This window comes from Fibrobacter sp. UWB1 (genome assembly GCF_002210325.1).
In the GTDB taxonomy this organism is placed as follows: Bacteria; Fibrobacterota; Fibrobacteria; order Fibrobacterales; family Fibrobacteraceae; genus Fibrobacter.
Genome location: NZ_MWQL01000003.1, coordinates 282184 through 301161, shown reverse-complemented (window position 1 = coordinate 301161; position 18978 = coordinate 282184). Strand labels below are relative to the sequence as shown.

Annotated in this window: 17 protein-coding genes; 12 read left to right on the top strand and 5 right to left on the bottom strand. The window is 51.9% G+C overall.

The features are described from left to right. Positions 1-35: 35 nt before the first annotated feature. Complete coding sequence (locus tag B7988_RS04455) at positions 36-1880, bottom strand: DNA topoisomerase IV subunit B (RefSeq protein ID WP_088656959.1); 1845 nt, start codon at positions 1878-1880, stop codon at positions 36-38. A gap of 177 nt (positions 1881-2057) precedes the next feature. Further along, positions 2058-2816, bottom strand: a complete 759-nt coding sequence (locus tag B7988_RS04450) for a hypothetical protein (protein WP_088656958.1) — start codon at positions 2814-2816, stop codon at positions 2058-2060. Positions 2817-2990: 174 nt separating this feature from the next. On the opposite strand from B7988_RS04450, the gene B7988_RS04445 reads away from it, so the two are divergent. From B7988_RS04445 to B7988_RS04420, 6 genes are all read left to right on the top strand, one after another. Further along, positions 2991-3824, top strand: a complete 834-nt coding sequence (locus B7988_RS04445; RefSeq protein WP_088656996.1) for a TIGR02147 family protein — start codon at positions 2991-2993, stop codon at positions 3822-3824. A gap of 1 nt (position 3825) precedes the next feature. After that, the gene (locus tag B7988_RS04440) at positions 3826-5676 is read left to right on the top strand and encodes a hypothetical protein (protein ID WP_249268847.1); all 1851 of its coding nucleotides are present in this window, start codon (positions 3826-3828) and stop codon (positions 5674-5676) included. Between the two features lie 81 nt (positions 5677-5757). Next, complete coding sequence (asd, locus tag B7988_RS04435; RefSeq protein WP_073055732.1) at positions 5758-6609, top strand: archaetidylserine decarboxylase; 852 nt, start codon at positions 5758-5760, stop codon at positions 6607-6609. A gap of 17 nt (positions 6610-6626) precedes the next feature. Continuing rightward, positions 6627-7508, top strand: a complete 882-nt coding sequence (locus B7988_RS04430; protein WP_088656994.1) for a hypothetical protein — start codon at positions 6627-6629, stop codon at positions 7506-7508. Between the two features lie 84 nt (positions 7509-7592). Beyond that, a complete protein-coding gene (locus B7988_RS04425) occupies positions 7593-8432 on the top strand; it encodes a hypothetical protein (RefSeq protein WP_088656957.1) in 840 nt (279 codons plus the stop codon). Positions 8433-8520: 88 nt separating this feature from the next. Further along, complete coding sequence (locus tag B7988_RS04420) at positions 8521-8850, top strand: GerW family sporulation protein (RefSeq protein WP_088656956.1); 330 nt, start codon at positions 8521-8523, stop codon at positions 8848-8850. A gap of 130 nt (positions 8851-8980) precedes the next feature. Here B7988_RS04420 and serC read toward each other — a convergent pair whose 3' ends face one another. From serC to B7988_RS04405, 3 genes are all read right to left on the bottom strand, one after another. Next, a complete protein-coding gene (gene serC, locus B7988_RS04415) occupies positions 8981-10087 on the bottom strand; it encodes a 3-phosphoserine/phosphohydroxythreonine transaminase (RefSeq protein WP_088656955.1) in 1107 nt (368 codons plus the stop codon). A gap of 279 nt (positions 10088-10366) precedes the next feature. Beyond that, positions 10367-10891 (bottom strand): HD domain-containing protein, encoded by a 525-nt coding sequence (locus B7988_RS04410; protein ID WP_088656954.1) that lies wholly within the window; start codon positions 10889-10891, stop codon positions 10367-10369. Between the two features lie 150 nt (positions 10892-11041). Beyond that, on the bottom strand, positions 11042-13315 hold the full coding sequence (locus B7988_RS04405; RefSeq protein ID WP_088656953.1) for an aconitate hydratase: 2274 nt from the start codon (positions 13313-13315) through the stop codon (positions 11042-11044). Positions 13316-13444: 129 nt separating this feature from the next. Between B7988_RS04405 and sulP the strand changes: the two genes are divergently transcribed. The 6 genes from sulP to B7988_RS04375 all read left to right on the top strand — a co-directional run bounded on the left by sulP (position 13445) and on the right by B7988_RS04375 (position 18948). Further along, a complete protein-coding gene (gene sulP, locus B7988_RS04400) occupies positions 13445-15352 on the top strand; it encodes a sulfate permease (RefSeq protein ID WP_088656952.1) in 1908 nt (635 codons plus the stop codon). Between the two features lie 246 nt (positions 15353-15598). Next, positions 15599-16189 (top strand): phosphoribosylglycinamide formyltransferase, encoded by a 591-nt coding sequence (gene purN, locus B7988_RS04395; protein WP_088656951.1) that lies wholly within the window; start codon positions 15599-15601, stop codon positions 16187-16189. Beyond that, entirely contained in the window at positions 16189-16944 is a 756-nt protein-coding gene (locus B7988_RS04390; protein ID WP_088656950.1) for a ribonuclease HII, read from the top strand. The genes purN and B7988_RS04390 overlap by 1 nt, the downstream gene beginning before the upstream one ends. Positions 16945-17110: 166 nt before the next feature. Further along, positions 17111-17776, top strand: a complete 666-nt coding sequence (locus tag B7988_RS04385; RefSeq protein WP_073320503.1) for a MotA/TolQ/ExbB proton channel family protein — start codon at positions 17111-17113, stop codon at positions 17774-17776. Positions 17777-17784: 8 nt separating this feature from the next. After that, positions 17785-18192, top strand: a complete 408-nt coding sequence (locus tag B7988_RS04380; RefSeq protein WP_073320505.1) for a biopolymer transporter ExbD — start codon at positions 17785-17787, stop codon at positions 18190-18192. Further along, positions 18193-18948: an energy transducer TonB gene (locus B7988_RS04375; RefSeq protein ID WP_249268846.1), complete on the top strand. Its 756-nt coding sequence runs from the start codon at positions 18193-18195 to the stop codon at positions 18946-18948. The last annotated feature ends 30 nt before the right edge of the window (positions 18949-18978 follow it).

Sequence of the window (18978 nt, the reverse complement as noted above, 5' to 3'; positions counted from 1 at the left end):
GAACTCCGAAATCTGAACTCCGAAATCCGAATTCTCTACAGTTCCTCGACTGCTTCGGCGCGAAGATTCTGTACAATGTGATCCTGGCGCTGCGGCGTGTTGTTGCCCATGTAGTAGGCGAGCATCTTGCCGAACGAGGCATCGGGCGGAAGCACCACCGTTTCGAGGCGCATGTCTTCACCGATGAACTGGCCGAATTCTTCCGGAGAAATTTCGCCGAGACCTTTGAATCGAGTAATCTCGAGACCTGTCTTGCCGATTTCCTTGGCGGCCTTGTCGCGTTCCGTTTCGTCGTAGCAGTACTTGGTCACCTGCTTGTTACGCACGCGGAAAAGCGGCGTCTGCAGAATGAACAGGTGCTTCTGTTCCACGAGTTCGGGGAAGAACTGCAAGAAGAAGGTCATCAAGAGCAGACGAATATGCATACCGTCCACATCAGCATCGGTCGCGATAATCACCTTGTCGTAGCGGAGGTTTTCAAGACCGTTTTCGATATCGAGCGCGTGCTGCAACAGGTTGAATTCCTCGTTTTCGTACACCACCTTCTTGGTCATGCCGAAGCTGTTGAGCGGCTTACCGCGCAAGCTGAACACCGCCTGCGTCTGCACGTTGCGGGCCTTGGTAATGGAACCCGAAGCAGAGTCACCTTCGGTAATGAAAATCATGGTTTCGCGGTTAAGCGCGTTCTTCGCGTCGGTCAGGTGAATCTTGCAGTCGCGCAGTTTGCGGTTGTGCAAGTTTGCCTTTTTCGCGCGGTCGTTCGCAAGCTTCTTGATGCCCGCGATTTCCTTGCGTTCGCGTTCGTTCTGCGTAATGCGGTTTAAAAGAGCCTTTTCAGTTTCCGGATTCTTGTGTAAGTAGTTGTCGAGCTGCGAGGCGACGTAATCTACAATCCAGGTACGCAACTGGGCGCCGCCTGGAGCGACCGTCGTCGAGCCGAGCTTGGTCTTGGTCTGCGATTCGAAAACCGGTTCCTGAATGCGCACGGAAATGGCGCCGATAATGCAGTTGCGCACGTCGGCCGGGTCAAGGTCCTTCTTGAAGTGGTCGCGGGCGCCCTTCACAATGCCTTCGCGGAAGGCCTGCTGGTGCGTACCGCCCTGGGTGGTATGCTGGCCGTTCACAAAGCTGTAGTAGTGCTCGCCGTACTGGTTGCCGTGGGTAAAGGCGACTTCGATATCATTTGCCTTAAAGTGGACCACCGGGTAGCGGATAGAATCGTCCACGTGATTCTGCAACAGGTCCAAGAGTCCGTTCGGGCTGTTGTAGGTCTTGCCGTTCATCACGAGCGAAAGACCGTTGTTCAGGTAGGCGTAGTTCCATACCTTTTCTTCCATGTAGCCAGGCAAGAATCGGAAATTCTTGAAAATGCTGGCATCCGGTTCAAAGTAGATTTCGGTACCGTTCTTTTCGGTGGTGTTCTTCTCGCGTTCTTCGCGGACAAGTTTGCCCTTGCTGAATTCGGCTTCCTTCACGCGGCCGTCGCGGAAACTCCTGACGATAAACTTGGTCGAAAGCGCGTTCACCGCCTTGGTACCCACACCGTTCAAACCTACCGACTTCTGGAAGGCTTCGGAGTCGTACTTGCCGCCGGTGTTAATCTTCGATACGCAGTCGATGACCTTGCCCAGCGGAATGCCGCGGCCATAGTCACGTACGCGGGCGCTGTGGTCTTCGATGTCAATGATAATCTGCTTGCCGGCACCCATCACGAATTCGTCGATGGAGTTGTCGATAATTTCCTTCACCAGCACGTAAATGCCGTCGTCGGGGCTGTTGCCGTCGCCGAGCTTGCCGATGTACATACCCGGACGTTCGCGGATATGTTCGTTCCATTCCAGTGTTCTAATGCTGTCTTCGGTATACTTTGCTGCTGCCATAGTAATTAGAAACTCTCGTTAAAAATTTTGACGGTCTAAAGATAGACAATTTTTTTGACACCCGGCTGTCAATTTTTTTTTGATTGCCGAGTGTTAAAATTATTCCTGACACAATATAGCAAAAAACAAGAGTGGTGTGCAAGTGTGCAGTAAAATAACGCCGACCCAATAGCTTTTTTAGAAATTTAGCAAAAAGGCCAATGCTGCACCAATATCAAGGGAACTGTCATCTTCGTTAACCACTTTGCCAATTGAACCTGAGACATCGATAGAAATGGTTTCGTTAAAGTCGTATTTCACACCGATATTTGAGGAAAGATATAAATCTCCGCCTCCATGAGAGAATTGGTATCCGTGATCGGAGAACTCTCCGAGGTCCAAGGTGCCGTTCGTTCTTATGTACGGGGCAAAGTTTTCCGTAACGGTAAAATCAAGTTCCAACGCAGCGAATGTAGATAAAGGAATGTCGTCTCCTTCTCCTTTTGTGCGGGTACTGACTGCAAGTTGGGACCCGAAGTTGAACAATTGGTTCACTTTCCTTGAAAATTGCAAACCGAATTTGAAATACCATGGATCTTCGTAGTAGCCTTCATTGGGAAAATAAATATCCGCAAATACGTTCATGGTGGGAATAAATTGGTAACGTGTAAAAAGACTGATTGAACCAGTTCCGTCCGTCCCTATTTTGTTCCCACCATAGTACGAGAATACATGGTACGGTACGATGAGCGCAAGTTCAAGGTTCGGAAAAACCGTGTAACGGGAACCGAAATAGAGATTAAGGCTGTGGTATTGCTTATCCTCGATAGAGGTGGTCATGTAAGAAGAGTGGACCATAGTCTGTCCCTTATGATTTTCAAGAACAGGGAACAAATCCCACGCGGCAAAGGATGAAACCGCTGCAAGAGCACTTGCAAGAATGATTTTTTTGAGCATTTAATTTATCTCCTAACTGATATTAATTTGTGTAATAGGTTTACGGTGCCCCAAAGATACAAAAAAGTTGCGCGAAAAAAAGTTTTTTTTTGATTTGTATCATAAAAATGTTGACAGATGATACAAAAAAATGGTATATTAAGGATGCAAAGAAAAAGGTTAGGAGTTTTTTTTGTGAAACCAGTAACGGAATATCGCGATTATCGCAGCTGTATGCAGGACTTTTACGATGAACGTAAGAGGACTTGCTCGTTTACATGGCGTGAATTTGCCCGCTTGGCGGGCTTCACTTCACCGACATACTTGAAATTGGTGTGCGAAGGAAAAAGCAGTCTCAGTGAACTGGGAATTGAAAGAGTTGCCGCAGCCATGAATCTGGGTGGCTTTGAATATGCATATTTTCGCAGCCTTGTGCATTATAACCAAGCGAAGGACGACGAAACGAAAAAGAATGCTTTCGCAAGCATGAAGGATATCGCGAAAGCGAACAAGATTCGCGTGGTTGATGGAGACGCCTTCACGTATTTTGAATCTTGGAAAAATCCAGTTTTGCGTGAATTGGTGACCATGATGCCAGGTGCCACACCTAAAGCTGTTGCCGAAATGTGCTGGCAGCCGATTACGGCTGATGAAGTTCGCAAATCTTTGAACTTTATGGTGAGTGTCGGAATTTTGCAGCGCAAGTCCAAGAATGTATATGTGCAGACAGAAAAAGCTTTGGTCGGAAATTCCGATGTGATGCCTTTGGTGCTACGTTCTATGCATCGTGAAATGGCTGGCTTTGCACAGAAGGCTATTGATGAGTTTGATGTCAATGATCGCGATGTTTCGGGTATAACGATGGGAATAGATCGCGATACTTATGAACAAATTGTGCGGGAACTGGAATCCTGTCGCAGAAAGATTGTAGCGATAGCTAACACTTGTAAGGAACCAAATCAAGTTTATCGTTTGAACTTGCAGATGTTTCCATTGTCAAAAAATACACAAAAAAAAAATGAGGGTTAATATGCATAAATTTACAAAAGCAAGAGCTCTATGCTGGGGGCTTCTGAGTAGTCTTGCGTTAGTCGCTTGTTCAAATGAATCGGCAACTTCGGTGAGTGATGGCACCACGGAAGAAAGAAACGGTTTTTGGAACGAGTCTCATAATCTTACGGCCTGGAATGTCATGGATGGGTCTGAAATTAAACTGGAAAATAATAAGAAGGCTTTGGTAGGCCGTGTATCGCTTAAAAAGGCGAGTGCAAATGGCCTTGCCCGTGCCGGTATCGCCTATGATGTTTCCAATCCGGACGGTTCTCCCGCCGACCTTTCTCAGGACGGCGACGGCATATGCATTGCGTACAAGTCTGATTTTGATGTGGAAATCCGCCTCGATACGGCGGACTACGCAAGTTCTTCTGTAGACAAGGATGTGCCTTTTGTGAGCTTGAATATGAAGGATTCCGGAAACGAAAGCCGTTGCGCATCTTGGGAAGATTTCAAGATGAAAAAAACGACTAAAACGGATGGATCTGACGTTGTCAAGAAGGTGCGTTCTGTGCAGCTGGTCTTTGTAGGCGAATCGGGCGCGTCGGGCGAATTCACCATTCAGCGGTTGACGCGTTACGCCCGCTGGGAAATGTGGTGGAGCAAGAAAGATGGTGACCACGTAAACACGGGCTTTGACGAAGGCGACGAGGGAACATCTGGCAAATGGAGTCTTTTTGGAGATTCTACCAAAGCCTACATTGAATTCAGTTACGGTGAATTCGAACCTACGGATGGTGGCTATGAAGGAAACGTCTTTTTCGATGAATCCAGTTCAAATCCGGATGTGGGCCTTCAGTTCCTTGTTGCGGGAAAATCTACAAAAAATGGTAAGGAAGTTATTCATTCGGCAGATGTGTCAAAAACGTGGAAGGGTATGTGTATCGAGTATGAATCCATGATGGATATCGAAATGCAGCTTGTTCCTGAGAATGCAAACGAAAATAACATTCTCAAGCTGACTTTTGCCAAGAATGACGATGAAAACAACATGACTCTCAGCGCTGATGACGATTCGAAGAGAGTCTCTCATATGGAAACCAGATGTTATCAATTCGCGGATATGTCAAATTCTGATGATGTCCTGAAGAAGTTGACGACCGTCCGCCTGAAATTTGTAAAGGAAAATAATTCTGGTACGGAATTTACCATTAAACGAATTAGCTATCTGGTACCGGAAAATCTTGCGGTAAAGGACGTCGGCGAATACAAGGATGTAAAGGCGACGGAGTCGTCCGATTATAAGTCCGGAAAGAGTTTCCTGTGGGATGGTGCAACTGACGGAGACCAGGTAGACCTTGGTATTTCCGGTGCAACGGCTGGCGGCGTTTGGACGAATACTTTTGAGTTAGAAGATGTCTTCAATTACAACTTCCCCGACGATGTGAAGTATGACGCTGACGGGAACGCTATTCCGTCCTTAGTGAGCAAGTATCATGAATTTACGATGTATGTGAAAACGGACGAAGGGACTATTGATTTGGACAGCATCGCTTCCGTTGGATTCAATACCGTCAGTTCGAACATGGAACCGGCCGACATCAGTGCATGGGGTGGCTTCTGCATACATTACAGCACTTACAACTATATCAGAATTGTTATCGTCACCGACTATGACGCCAACAAGTACTGGTATGCCGATGTCGATTATTCCGACGACAAGGTGTGGGGCAAGGTCTCCTGGGATGCTTTCAAGAATATCGACGAAGAATCGAACGAAAAGATTGAAGATGTCCTTGGAAAAGTTACTAGGGTTCAGCTTCAGTTCCTCACGGATGGCGAAAATATCATCGACAAGTTCGGATCTTACGACCAGTGCGGTAAGTAAAAAGTTTGGTGGTTAGAAAAAAGAATGGCCGCGAGAAATCGCGGCTATTCTTGTATGATTTAAATTTCTATCTTTGCCCGTATGAATACCGCCTTTTACGTCTTTATGAAGCTTTTGCCGAAGAATGCCGCTAGCCGTGCCTTCGGTGCGTTGACCCGCCTCAAGTTGCCTGTGATTTCCAAGAAGGCACGCAACGCTTTTGCCGCTTATTACAAGCTGAATATGGAAGAGTCGGAATATCCGCTTGAACATTATGCGAACATCGGCGAACTTTTTATCCGCAGACTCAAGCCGGGAATGCGCCCGATTGCCGATTCTGAAATCGTGTCGCCGGTGGATGGTGTGCTTTCGCAGACGGCCGTTTTCGACGGCAAGCAGGAACTGATTCAGGCGAAGGGCAAAACGTACACGCTCAAGGATCTGCTCCGCGACGAAGAAATGGCGAAGCGTTTTGAAGGCGGTGCTTTCGCGACGATTTACTTGGCTCCGTTTAACTACCACCGCATTCATAGCCCGGCAAAGGCCGAAGTGGTGGATGCAAGCTACTGCCCCGGCACGCTCTGGCCGGTGAACGTGGGTAGCGTGGAACGCGTAGAAGGCCTGTTCTGCATTAACGAACGCCTTACGAGCCACTTGCGCTTGGACGACGGCTCCGAAATGCTGGTGGTAAAAGTCGGTGCCACGAACGTGGGCCGCATTGGAGTCGCCTACACGGACGAACTCTTGGTGAATGCGGGCAAACTCCCGCGCAACTGCAAGCGTTACGACTGGAAACCCGCCCAGAAAATTACCGTGGAAAAAGGCGGCGAACTGGGTCGCTTTGAAATGGGCAGCACCGTGATTCTCGTGGTTGACAAGAAAATCCGCGAAAGGAATCCGGGGCTTTTCCAGAGCCGCGTAGGAACAGCCGTGAAGGTGGGCGAGGCCCTCTAGTATTTTAGGTTTTGCCGATGGTTTCGGTCAAGCGATTTATTCACGATGAACCTGCGTTGTTCAAGGCGACGGCGGAATTCGTGCGGTTGTTTGCCCGAATCGACGACCCGGTGCTTGCGCTCGCAAAGCTTGAAAAGGGCGCAAACGAACGCATCGCGTGGACACTTTTAGGCACGGCGCTTTTTCAAGATGTAAGCTACCCGGAATTTAAGACGCTTTTGCTGGTGCTGAACGAAAAATTCCCCGGTGAAAAACTCTGGACGTTGCCTGTGCCGAAGGCGCAAGATATTGAAGCTTGCGTAGAATCTGCATTCGGTTGCCGCACCTGGTCCATGTTCGAAAATGTGGCGGGAATTTTCTGGAGTGTCGGGCTTTTTGTTCGCCGTCATGAAAATTTGGCGGAATGGCTCAAGTCGCGCACGCCCGAAGAACTTTGGCGTGACCTCGGCGAAATTTACTTTATGGGCAAGGGAAACCCTCGCCCGAAAGTTTGCGCGGCAATTTATCGCTTGCTCGCGCCCGCGCCAGTGGGGCTTTCGCTGGACTGCGCCGAAGGGACTGCGTGCGCTCCTGTGAAATGGCCGCCCCTGCCTTTAACGATGGGCACTCGCCGCTACCTTTCGATTCTTGGGCCTGCAAGCGACGGCTTTGCGGACTTGGAGCCCGCACAAAAGCAGAAACTTGCAACCGACATGTATGTGGCACTTGTGCAGCATTTGATGGAACAGTCCGAAAATGCCGAGGTGAAAACATCGAAGGTCGACGCCTTGACCGCCTACGTGGCTGCGCACGGTTTGCAGTTTTATTTAGAAGACGGAACCGACGGTTTTATTTGCCGTACAGTGACGGACCGTTGCCGCAAATGTCCCCTGCGGGAATATTGCAGCTACGCTATTTGATTCGGATTTCGGAATTCAGATTTCGGAGTTGTTTAGATTTGGTGACTGTTGAAATTTTGACTCTTTTTTTTCTACATTTCTCGTATGCTTTTCTCTTGTAAATCTTTGGGGCTTGTGCTTGCGGCGAGTATTGCGGCGCTTGTGACTGGCTGCCAGGAGAAAGATGAAATCCCGGTCGACTATTCCGCGATTGCGTACAAATTTTTGAAGCCTGTTTCCTTTGCACAAGATTCTTCGAAGAATGCCGAAATTCCTTCGCTGGAACGCCGCTACGACTACCGCTACGCGATTATGCTTGGCGATACGCTCGGTGTGACTGTACTTGAATTCGAAAGCGATGTGTATGCACTCGACTATTACATGAACAGCGGACACTTCCAAGGCAGCATCCCGATTCTGAGGGGTAACTTCTTGGAACAGAGTTTTCGCGCCGACAAGCGCATCTTTATCTTTAGGCACGACAGCTACCGCCGTTACGAGCGCGCCGACCTCGAAGATTACGTGCGCAAGTTCCCGGGTTACCATGGCGGATTCCCGCAGGCGTTCTTGAGTTTGCCTTTTGAACACCGCGAACAGGGCCGCGCCTCGATTGAAACTCGATTTTTCTTGGGCGTTAAATCGACCTTCCCGGTGCTGGTGCAAAGCTACCGCGACGGTAACCTACGCTGGAATGTGGCTCGCAGCTGGGATCAGGTGGAATCGGATGCGTTTGAAAAGTGGGTGTCGGGTCTTAAGCGGGTTACTCCGAACGAAATTGTTCCCGCAAATGACTGCGTTTACTTTGAAGCGGGCGAGGGCTCTTATGGAATCGCGAGCCGCTTGTCTGGCGGGCGGGTGGCCGTTGTCTGGGGCTATATGTCTTGGCCGGACTTGGAACGTACGTTCTTTACCGCCAGCGACCGCATTTTCGAGGCGCGATACTAGCGCCTTCGGCGCGATTATTGCTGCTCATAGCTCAAAGGTGCGAAGCGCCGACCTCATACCCCATACCTGTTTTTATTATATTAAAGTCATGGCTATTGAAAAACTTGCAGAAACTCTTTTGGAAAAGCTCCGTTTCATCATTAAGGCTGAAACGGTTATCGGTAACCCCATTCAGGCCGGTGAATCTACCGTTGTGCCCGTGAGCCGCGTGTCCGTGGGCTTCGGTTTTGGCGGTCACCAGTCCAAGGGCGATACTTCTGCCTCTGGCGGTGGCGCCTCGGTGGAACCGGTCGCCTTCCTCGTGATCAAGGGCGACGACGTGCGCGTGATGCCCATTAGCAAGGACAGTTCGCTTGTCAGTAAGGTCATGGACATTGTGCCAGACGTGGTGAACAAGTTCAAGAAGAGCGAAGACTAATATTTGAAAATTCCTGCTGGAGCCTGCCCTGAGCATGCGAATGGGCGGGCGGAAAAATCTGTTTGCAAAAAGCCTCGGTTTTCACCGAGGCTTTTTGAATGGTTCTTGTGTTTTGGCGATTAACGGTTTATTAACCCAGCACCTTCTTTTCGAAGTCGCCGAGGCAGTCAACGAGGGCCTGCACGCCTTCGACCGGCATTGCGTTGTAGATGGATGCGCGGAAGCCACCCACGGAGCGGTGACCCTTGAGCTGCTGCAGACCGCGAGCCTTTGCGAATTCGAGGAATTCCTTGGCGAGATCGTCTGCCTTGTCAGCGGCAACCACGTCCTTGTTGAACACGAACGGAACGTTCATGATGGAACGGTCTTCCTTGGCAGCGGTACCGACGAACACCTTGGAAGCGTCGAGGGCGCTGTAAAGGAGAGCGGCCTTGGAGCGGTTCACCTTTTCGATAGCGTCCACGCCACCGAATTCCTTGAGCCACTTGAGGGTGCGGTTCATCACGTACACGGCGAAAACCGGAGGCGTATTGAACATGTTCTTCGCATCGATGTGGGTCTGGAAGTTGAGCATGGTCGGGATGGTGCGGTTCACCTTGCCGAGGAGGCCCTTCTTGATGATGGTAACAGTCACGCCTGCGCAGCTGATGTTCTTCTGGGCGCCGCCGTACACAACGCCGAAGTCGGACACGTTGATCTTGCGGGCGAGGAAGTCGGAGCTCACGTCAGCCATGAGGAAGCCGGACTTCGGCTTCGGGAAGTTGTGCCATTCCGTACCGTAGATGGTGTTGTTGGCAGTCACGTGGAGGTACGTGGCGTTGTCGGAAAGCTTCAGGTTCTTGTCGATGCGGCTGTAAGTTTCGGACTTGGTGTCGCAAGCGGCGAGAGCGTTACCGAACTGCTTGGCTTCCTTGTAAGCCTTGTTTGCCCAAACGCCAGTCAGAGCGTAGTCTGCCGTAGCGTCCTGGTTGAGGAAGTTCATCGGGAGCATGCAGAACAGAAGGGAGCAACCACCACCGAGGAAAACGATGTCGTAGTCTTCAGGGATGCCCATTAATTCACGGAGGTACTGTTCCGTCTGGGCGAACATGTTTTCAATCGGCTTTGAACGGTGACTCATGGAGAGAATGCTGATGCCGCTGTTTTCGAAGTCGATGCATGCAGCAGATGCTTCCTTGAGTGCCTGTTCGGGCAGGACAGACGGTCCTGCGCTAAAGTTATAGACTTTATTTGCCATGGTTGTGTTCCTTTTTGTTTTGCCCCGCATGGTTTACGGGGACTCTTAAATTACGCGCGTAAAAATAGCAAAATACGGCTTTTTCGGCTAGTGTTTTTTAGACGAGAGATGAGAGACGAAAGACGAGAGATAAAGAAAAAAGACGAGATTTCTCTCGTCTCTAGTCTGTAGCCGCGTAGCGGCGTTCTTTGACGCCTTTGGCGTCAGGTACTGCGGTTCGGTCATATCGGCAAACAGGTTTGCCGCTGCGACGCTCGCCTTGTAACCTACTCGTCTAACTTACACGCCGAGGGCTTCGATTGCGGCCTGGTACTTCTTGAGGCGGAACTTGGTCTTGAGTTCGCGGCGTTCCTGACGCTTGATGTACTTGTCTTCCAAAAGCACGTTCAGAATGGCGCTCTTGGCCTTGGCCATCAGCGGGTCGTCCTTGAGGGTGCCCATGAACTTCACGAATTCCTTTTCGCGGGCTTCGTAGTTAGCTTCTTCGGCGGGGACGCCTTCGGCCATCAGCTTGCAGCTGTATTCGTCGATCCAGCCCTGGTTCTTGTGGTAAGTCATCTTCTGGATTTTTTCGACCATGTCGGCCGGAACGCCCATAGCGATCACTTCTTCAGGGGTTTTCTTGGTAGTGTCGGTAATCAAGTCCTGCAAAATGGCGAGTGTCTGAACCTCTTCGGATTCACCCTTGTTCTTGAGGTAATCTGCGACATTCTGCAGAAAATCAATGTAGGGGCCACCTGCTTTGTCTGTCTGACCTTTGTGGACTTCGGCGGCGATTTTATAAGCTTCAGCGTAAGAAAGCATAATGATCCTTTTTAAAAACCTTGGGGTGCTACTCCGGCACCATACCCTCAATATATATAAACAAAACCTGTAAAAGTGTCACGTTTTTGTCAAATTTTCAAAAAATGGCACTTTTTTTCGTTTGTTTGGGCGGGTGCCGGAATAAAGCTCTTATTTGTTGTTCGCGCGGATGAGGTTGAGGGCGGAACCTGCCTTGAACCATGCCCACTGCTGTTCGTTGTAGGTGTGGCAGAGGGCGATGTTATCGACCGAGCCGTCCTTGTGGTGGGCGACGAGCGTGAACTCGGAACCCGGGGCGAACTTGGTGAGACCCACGATGTCGAACACGTCCTGTTCCTGAATCTTATCGTAGTCGGCGGCGTTCTTGAAGGTGAGGGCGAGCATGCCCTGCTTCTTGAGGTTCGTCTCGTGGATGCGGGCGAAGCTCTTCACGATTACGGCCTTCACGCCGAGGAAGCGCGGTTCCATAGCGGCGTGTTCGCGGCTGGAGCCTTCACCGTAGTTTTCGTCACCGATGACGATGGAGCCCGTGCCCTTGGCCTTGTAAATCTTCGCAAGTTCGGGAACTTCTTTGTATTCACCGCACTGGCAGAGAACCTTGTTCGTTTCGCCGTTGAATGCGTTCACGGCGCCGATGAGCATGTTGTTCGAAATGTTTTCGAGGTGACCGCGGTAGTTGAGCCACGGACCAGCCATGGAGATGTGGTCGGTAGTGCACTTGCCCTTGGCCTTGATGAGGAGCGGGGCACCGGCGATGTCCTTGCCGTCCCAAGCGGCGAACGGGGCGAGAGCCTGGAGGCGCTTGCTTTCGGGGTTGATGGAAACGGTAATCTTGGAACCGTCTTCTGCCGGAGCCTGGTAGCCGGCATCCTTGACTTCAAAACCCTTCGGCGGAAGTTCGCACTGTTCCGGCGGGTCGAGCTTCACGGCCTTGCCCTCATTGTTTACGAGGGTGTCGGTCATGGGGTTGAAGCGGATGTCGCCGCTGAGGGCTGCAATCACGGCCATGAGCGGGGAGGCAACGAAAGCGTGCGTGTTCGGGTTGCCGTCGGCGCGCTTTGCGAAGTTGCGGTTGAAGCTGTGGACGATGGTGTTGAGTTCCTTCTTGTCGGCACCGGCGCGGTCCCAGCGGCCAATGCAAGGACCGCAGGCGTTCGTCATGATGGTGGCACCGAACTGCTTGAACAAGTCGATGAGGCCGTCGCGTTCGGCGGTGTAGCGCACCTGTTCGCTCCCCGGGTTGATGAGGAGCGGGCACTTCGGGCTGAGACCCTTCGCGAGGGCCTGCTTGATCATGTTCGCTGCCATGAACAAATCTTCGTAGCTGGAGTTCGTGCAGCTGCCGATGAGGGCGGCGCTCACGATCGGGGTAGATTCCGGCTTGGTTTCGGTGGCCTTGAGGCTTTCTGCCATGTCGGTCACGGCGTAGGCGCGGTCCGGGCTGAACGGGCCGTTGTAATGCGGCACGAGTTCGCTCAAGTTGATTTCCACGACGCGGTCAAAGTACTTTTCCGGATTTGCTTCGACTTCGGGGTCGGCCTTGAGGTGTTCTGCAATCTTGTCGGCGGCGGCGGCAACGTCGGCGCGGCCGGTCACCTTGAGGTAGCGGCTCATGGAATCGTCGTAGCTGAAGGTGGAGCAGGTAGCGCCCACTTCGGCACCCATGTTTGCAATCGTTGCCTTGCCTGTTGCGGAGAGGCTACGTGCGCCTTCGCCGAAGTATTCGATAATGGCGTTGGTGCCGCCCTTCACGGTGAGGATGCCTGCGAGCTTCAGGATGATGTCCTTAGCCGTTGCGAAGCCCTGGAGCTTGCCGGTAAGCTTCACGCCGATCATCTTCGGGTACTTGAGTTCCCACGGGAGGCCCACCATGGCGTCCACGGCGTCTGCACCGCCCACGCCAATCGCGAGCATGCCGAGGCCGCCAGCGTTCACGGTGTGGGAGTCGGTACCGATCATCATTCCGCCCGGGAAGGCGTAGTTTTCGAGCACCACCTGGTGGATGATGCCTGCACCCGGGAGCCAGCAGTCAATGCCGTACTTGGCAGACACGGACTGGAGAAAATCGTAAACTTCCTTGCTTTCTTCCTTCGCGCGGGGCAAGTCCTTTTCGACACCTTCACGGGCGATAATCAGGTGGTCGCAGTGCACGGAACTCGGCACTGCCACGCGGGCCTTACCGGCGGTGGTGAACTGGAGGAGTGCCATCTGGGCGGTAGCGTCCTGCATGGCCACGCGGTCCGGGTGGAATTCGGCAAAATCCTTGCCGCGCTCGTAAGTCCTGTTCTCGGCGCCATCGATCAGGTGGCTGTAGATAATCTTTTCGGCGAGGGTGAGCGGACGGCCGAGCTGCTTGCGGGCAGCTTCAACGCGGGCGGGAATGCGGGCATAGACGCCCTGGATCATGTCGAAATTGAAAAGCATAGTCTCTTTGGGTTATAGGTTGAATTTTCGGGCGTAAAGATAGAAAATTATTTGGTTGCTTTTTTTTACCCTTAACAAAGGGTGTAAATTTTCCTAAATTTGGCCGCGTTCCTAAGATTGGAGACCCCCATGCCCAATATTAACGCCAAAGATTCCGTCAAGAATTTCCTTGCTGGAGTCAAGACGACCGTTACTCCTGAACTGTTCCGCACGATTCGCAGGGGCTACGACAAGAAGAACTTCGTAAGCGACCTCATGTCGGGCCTGATTGTGGGCATTCTGGCGCTTCCGCTTGCCATTGCGTTTGCTATCGCTTCGGGTGTGGGTCCGGAACAGGGTCTTTATACGGCCATTATCGCTGGCTTTACCATTTCGCTGTTGGGCGGTTCCCGTTTCCAGATTGGCGGCCCGACGGGTGCCTTTATTGTGATTGTTTATGGCATCGTGAGCCAATATGGCTACGATGGCCTTGCCTCGGCCACTCTTTTGGCCGGTATCTTGCTGATTATCTTCGGTTTAGCCAAATTTGGCGCTATCATCAAGTTTATTCCGTATCCGGTTACTGTGGGCTTTACCGCCGGTATCGCTATTATTATTGCTCTTGGCCAGGTGCCGAACTTCTTTGGCCTCCGTTTCCTTTCCAAAGACCCGGCCGATGCCGTGGGCAAAATCAAGCTTTACGCCTCTTCGCTTGATACTGTTAATATTTATGCCGTGATTGTTGGCCTTGTGGCTTTGGCCGTTTGCATTCTGTGGCCGAAGATTACGACGAAAGTTCCGGGTTCCCTGATTGCCATTATCGTGGCGACTGTTATGGTGAAGGTCTTGGGCTGGGATGATCCGATTACGGGCCACGGCGTGGTGACCATTGGCATGAAAAACCACATTCCGAGCGGTTTTCCGGTTCCGCATTTGCCGAACATTAGCCTCGAAATGATGCAAAAAGTGTTCCAGCCGGCTTTGACGATTGCCATTTTGGGCGCCATTGAATCCCTTTTGTCTGCCGTGGTGGCCGACGGTATGACCTCGACCAAGCACCGTTCCAATACCGAACTTTTCGGTCAGGGCGTTGCCAACGTGCTGTCTCCGATGTTTGGCGGTATCCCGGCGACGGGTGCGATTGCCCGTACGGCAACCAACATCCGTAACGGTGCCGTGAGCCCGATTTCTGGCTTGGTACACGCGGTAGTGCTCCTCCTCATTATGCTTGTGCTCGGTAAGTATGCCGAAATGATCCCGATGGCAGCGCTTGCCGCCGTGCTTTTCCAGGTGGCATTCAACATGTGCGGCTACCGCAGCTTTATCAAGATGTTCAAGGCCCCGAAGAGCGATGTTGCTGTGATGCTTGTGGCCTTCTTCTTGACCGTGATTATCGACTTGACGGTTGCAATCGAAGTGGGCGTGTTGCTTGCGGCGGTGCTGTTTATCAAGCGCATGAGCGATGTGTCCGAGATGGAGACGGTGACCGAGGCCCTCAAGGATGACGACGAGGAGGCCGCGCACAACGAGCTCAGCCGCCAGGTGCCGAAGGGCGTGGTGGTTTATGAGTTGGCCGGTTCGCTCTTCTTTGGTGCGGTCGACAAGTTTAAAGATACCATGGCCCGCATTTCGGACAAGCCGAAGATTCTTATTTTGCGCATGCGTAGCGTGTCTAGCATCGATGCTGCCGGTATCCAGATGATTGAAGATTTGCTGAACCGTTGCAACCGCGAAGGCACGCAGCTGTTGCTCAGTGGCGTGCATGCTCAGCCGGTGGTAGCGCTTACTCGCGCCGGAGTGCTTAAGCAACTCGGCGAAGAAAACGCCCTCGGTAACATCGATGCCGCTCTCAACCGCGCCCGCGAACTCTTGGGCCTCCCGATTGTGGATACCTCGCATGAAATGCCGCAGGCGCCTACCGTTTCTTGGGAAAAGAGCCTCGACAAGCCGTGGATGCCGGAAGAATCCAACGCTGCCGTGGCCGAAGAAACGCCGGAAGTTATCGCCGAAAAGATGATGGACGAACCAGTCGTAAAAATCGAAGAAAAAACAAAGTAACTTTTGTAAGTTTTTTATCACTTTGTGATGCTTGTCGCAGTGTGATTTCCGTCTCTTTAATTTTAGTTATGTTATATCTAAATTAGGGGCATGGTTAAGAGACATGCTATGACGAGTTCTGAAAGGACGCACATCTTTTGGCACTTCATCGTGAACTATCTGCTTGCCTTCTGGGCGGTTGGATTGATCCTGATGAATATCTGCTAGCATCAAACAATCCTAGATTATTTTTCTATTTTTGGCGCCATGTTTAAAATAGGCGTGATGGCTTCCGGTGGTGGAAGTAACTTTAAAGCGATAATTGACCGCATTGGCGAGGGCGACCTCGAAGCCCAATGCAAGTTCCTGATTACCAACAACGGTGGTTGCGGGGCTGTTTCTCATGCGGAATCTTACGGGATTCCCGTTTTTCATATTTCGGGCAAGACGCACCCCGATACGGCTGCCTACGAAGCGGCGCTGCTCGAAGTCATCGATCGCTACGACATTGATTTGTTGATTCTGGCGGGCTATATGAAGGCCTTGCCGGTAAGCCTCATTAAAAGGCTCCCGGACCGTATTTTGAACATTCACCCGTCGCTTTTGCCCAAGTATGGCGGCAAGGGCTTTTTCGGAATTCATGTGCACGAGGCGGTGATTGCCGCGCACGATACGGAATCGGGCCCAACGGTTCACCTGGTTAGCGAAGAAATCGACCAGGGCCGAATCTTGGCGCAGACGAAGGTCCCTGTGCTCGAAGACGACACGCCTGAAGTCTTGGCAGCCCGCGTGCTCGTGCAGGAACACGCCCTCTACTGGAAGACCATTCGCGACTACGCCAAGCAGGTGCTCTTGTAATGAAGTTTAAAGTCCCGGCATTTCTCGAAGGAATCGAAGCCCCGGTCGATGGCGAAGTCGCCATGCGCAAATTCGCTGCATCCCAGATGGGGGAGAATGCCGTGGTCGTGGGTATTGACGAAGTCGGCCGTGGCCCGCTGGCAGGCCCGGTGGTGGCGTGTGCCGCAGTGCTCAAGTCGCCTGACGCGCTCCTCACGCTTAACGATTCAAAAAAGCTTACTCGCCCCAAGCGCGAAGCCATGTACCAGGACGTGCAAGATGCATGCGCCTGCTTTGCTGTAGCGAACGCCTCGGTCGAAGAAATTGACCGCATGAATATCCTGGAAGCCGACTTTTTAGCCATGCGTCGCGCACTCCAGGCGCTTGGAATGCCTGGAATTCACGAATCAGAACCCGAAATTCCAATCTTCCAGAAAGGCTCATTCGCGTCCCTGACCACTAGCCACCAACCACTAACCACTTTAATCGCTGTCGACGGCAACCTCAAGATTCACGGAATTCCCGAAGGAATGCAAATCCCGGTAGTCAAGGGCGATGGCCGCATTGCAAGCATCTCGGCGGCCTCGATTTTGGCGAAAGTCTTCCGTGACCGCTACATGGACGACCTCGAAAAGAAGTTCCCCGGCTACGGTTTCGACAAGCATGCCGGTTATGGAACCAAGGCTCACCTTGACGCAATCCGCCGTCTCGGCATGACTGCGGAACATCGTAAAAGCTTTCACCCCAAGAGTTTACAGACGGAGCTGGATTTGTAGGCCTGTTTTTGTAAACTTTTGTTTCTTACGATATTGTTGCAAATTTTACCTAGGACCCCGGAATTTTTTCCGTGGTCTTTTGCTATATTGTTGTCAAACAACAAGATACGAGTCTTTTTCCGGCTAACGGGAGGTGATTTTGAACAATTCGGTACCTTTACTCCAAATGCTTGCACAGTCCGATATCGCGACCATCGTGATTTTGGGCATCTTGGCGGTCATGTCGCTCGGTTCGTGGGGCATTATCATTGTAAAGTACATCGTGAATCGCAAGAACCAGCGCGCAAACGTCGTGTTCTTCCGCGAATTCATTAACGTGCGCCAGTTCGTGGAATTGCAGGGCCTCTGCGAAACCGCCGATGACAGTGCGCTGAAGAGCCTCACGTCTGAAGTGCTGAAGGAAGCTTCCAAGTTCAGTAACTTTGTGAGCTATGACTCGATCCAGCATCGCGCCTCGCTCCTGGAAGATACTATCCAGCGTTCGATCGAAGGCCTGCGTCTTACCGAAGACCGCTACTTAGGCTTCTTGGCCACGTGCTCCAACCTCGCCCCGTTCTTCGGACTTTTGGGTACGGTGTGGGGAATCATGGTCGCCTTCTTCCAGATTGGTCAGCATGGTTCGGCAGACCTTACCGTGGTCGCTCCGGGTATCGCCATGGCCTTGATTACCACGGTTGCAGGCCTTGTTGTTGCAATTCCTGCCTCTGCCGGTTATAACTACTTTACTGCCCGCAACGGTCAGAACGAAATTTCGTACTTCAACTTTGGCTCCCAGGTGCTTAGTCTCTTTAAGCGCGGTGACTTGCTCGCCCTTGAAGAAGTGGCCGGCTAGGAGGCATAGTGAAGCGCAGTCGCGGTAAAGAACTTAAGCAGGAGATGAACCTCACGAACATGATCGATGTCGTGTTCGCGATTCTGATTGTGTTCATCATTTCTGCACCACTCATGAGCCAGGGTGTCAAGGTGGACCTGCCTAAGGCAGAAGCCCCGACCATGGAACAAGAGAAACTCTTGAAGGTTTCAATCACCAAAAACGAGGAACTCTACATTGCCGACATGATGGTCGACTTCGCGAGTTTCAACAACGTGTTCAAGTCGCTCTGGAACGGCGAGATGGCGGTGGTCATCAATGCCGACGAGTCGGTGAACTATGGCCTTGTGATGAAAGTGGTGACCCAGGTGCAAAAGCTCGGGGTGACCAAGCTCGGATTCCTGACGATGAATCCCAAGGAAAAACCGGGGAAGTAGGTGAGCGAAGAAAGAAACATCCAATACTTCTCGTCGCAAGACGATGGAATGACGACGAAGATCATCGTGTGTGCGGTGGTGTTCCACTTGCTCGTTGCAGGTATTTGTGTCGCGTTCCATTTCGTGAACTTTAAGCATGAACCGGAACCGATTCCCGTGTTCGAGATGGTGCAGGTACAGCAGGCTGTACAGCCGCGCCCACAGCCGCCGCGCCCTAAGCCGGTGGAGCCCAAACCGCCTGAACCCAAGCCGTTGGAACCGAAACCCAAGCCGGAACCTAAACCGAAGGTTGACCCGCAGCTGCCGCCTGAACCCAAGGTAGAGGAAAAACCGCCCGAACCGGAGCCGGTGGAAGAACCGCAGCCGGAACCGGAACCTGAACCGGAACCGCAGGATGATTTTGAAGTAGACGACCTGGATCTGCCGACATCGGTGGAGGCCCCGAGCCTGAACCCGGTCGGGTCTGTAGACATGGACCCGCTGATGCAAGTTTATTTGGAACGTTTAAAACAAATTATCATGAGCAATTTCAATCCGCCCTCGAACCTGAACGTGCGTCGCGACGTAAAGACGACGGTGCAGTTTACGGTGGACCGCTTTGGTGGCATTACGGCGATTACCCTCAAGCGCAGTTCCGGTAACAAAACTTGGGACCACTTGTCGGTGCGTGCTGTGCAGATTTCGAAGGTTCCGGAACTTCCGCCCAATTTTAGAGCCCCCTCGCTGGTGCTTCACTTTAATTTCACACCGAATTAAGGTGATTGTGGTCTGGGGTAGCGAAAAATT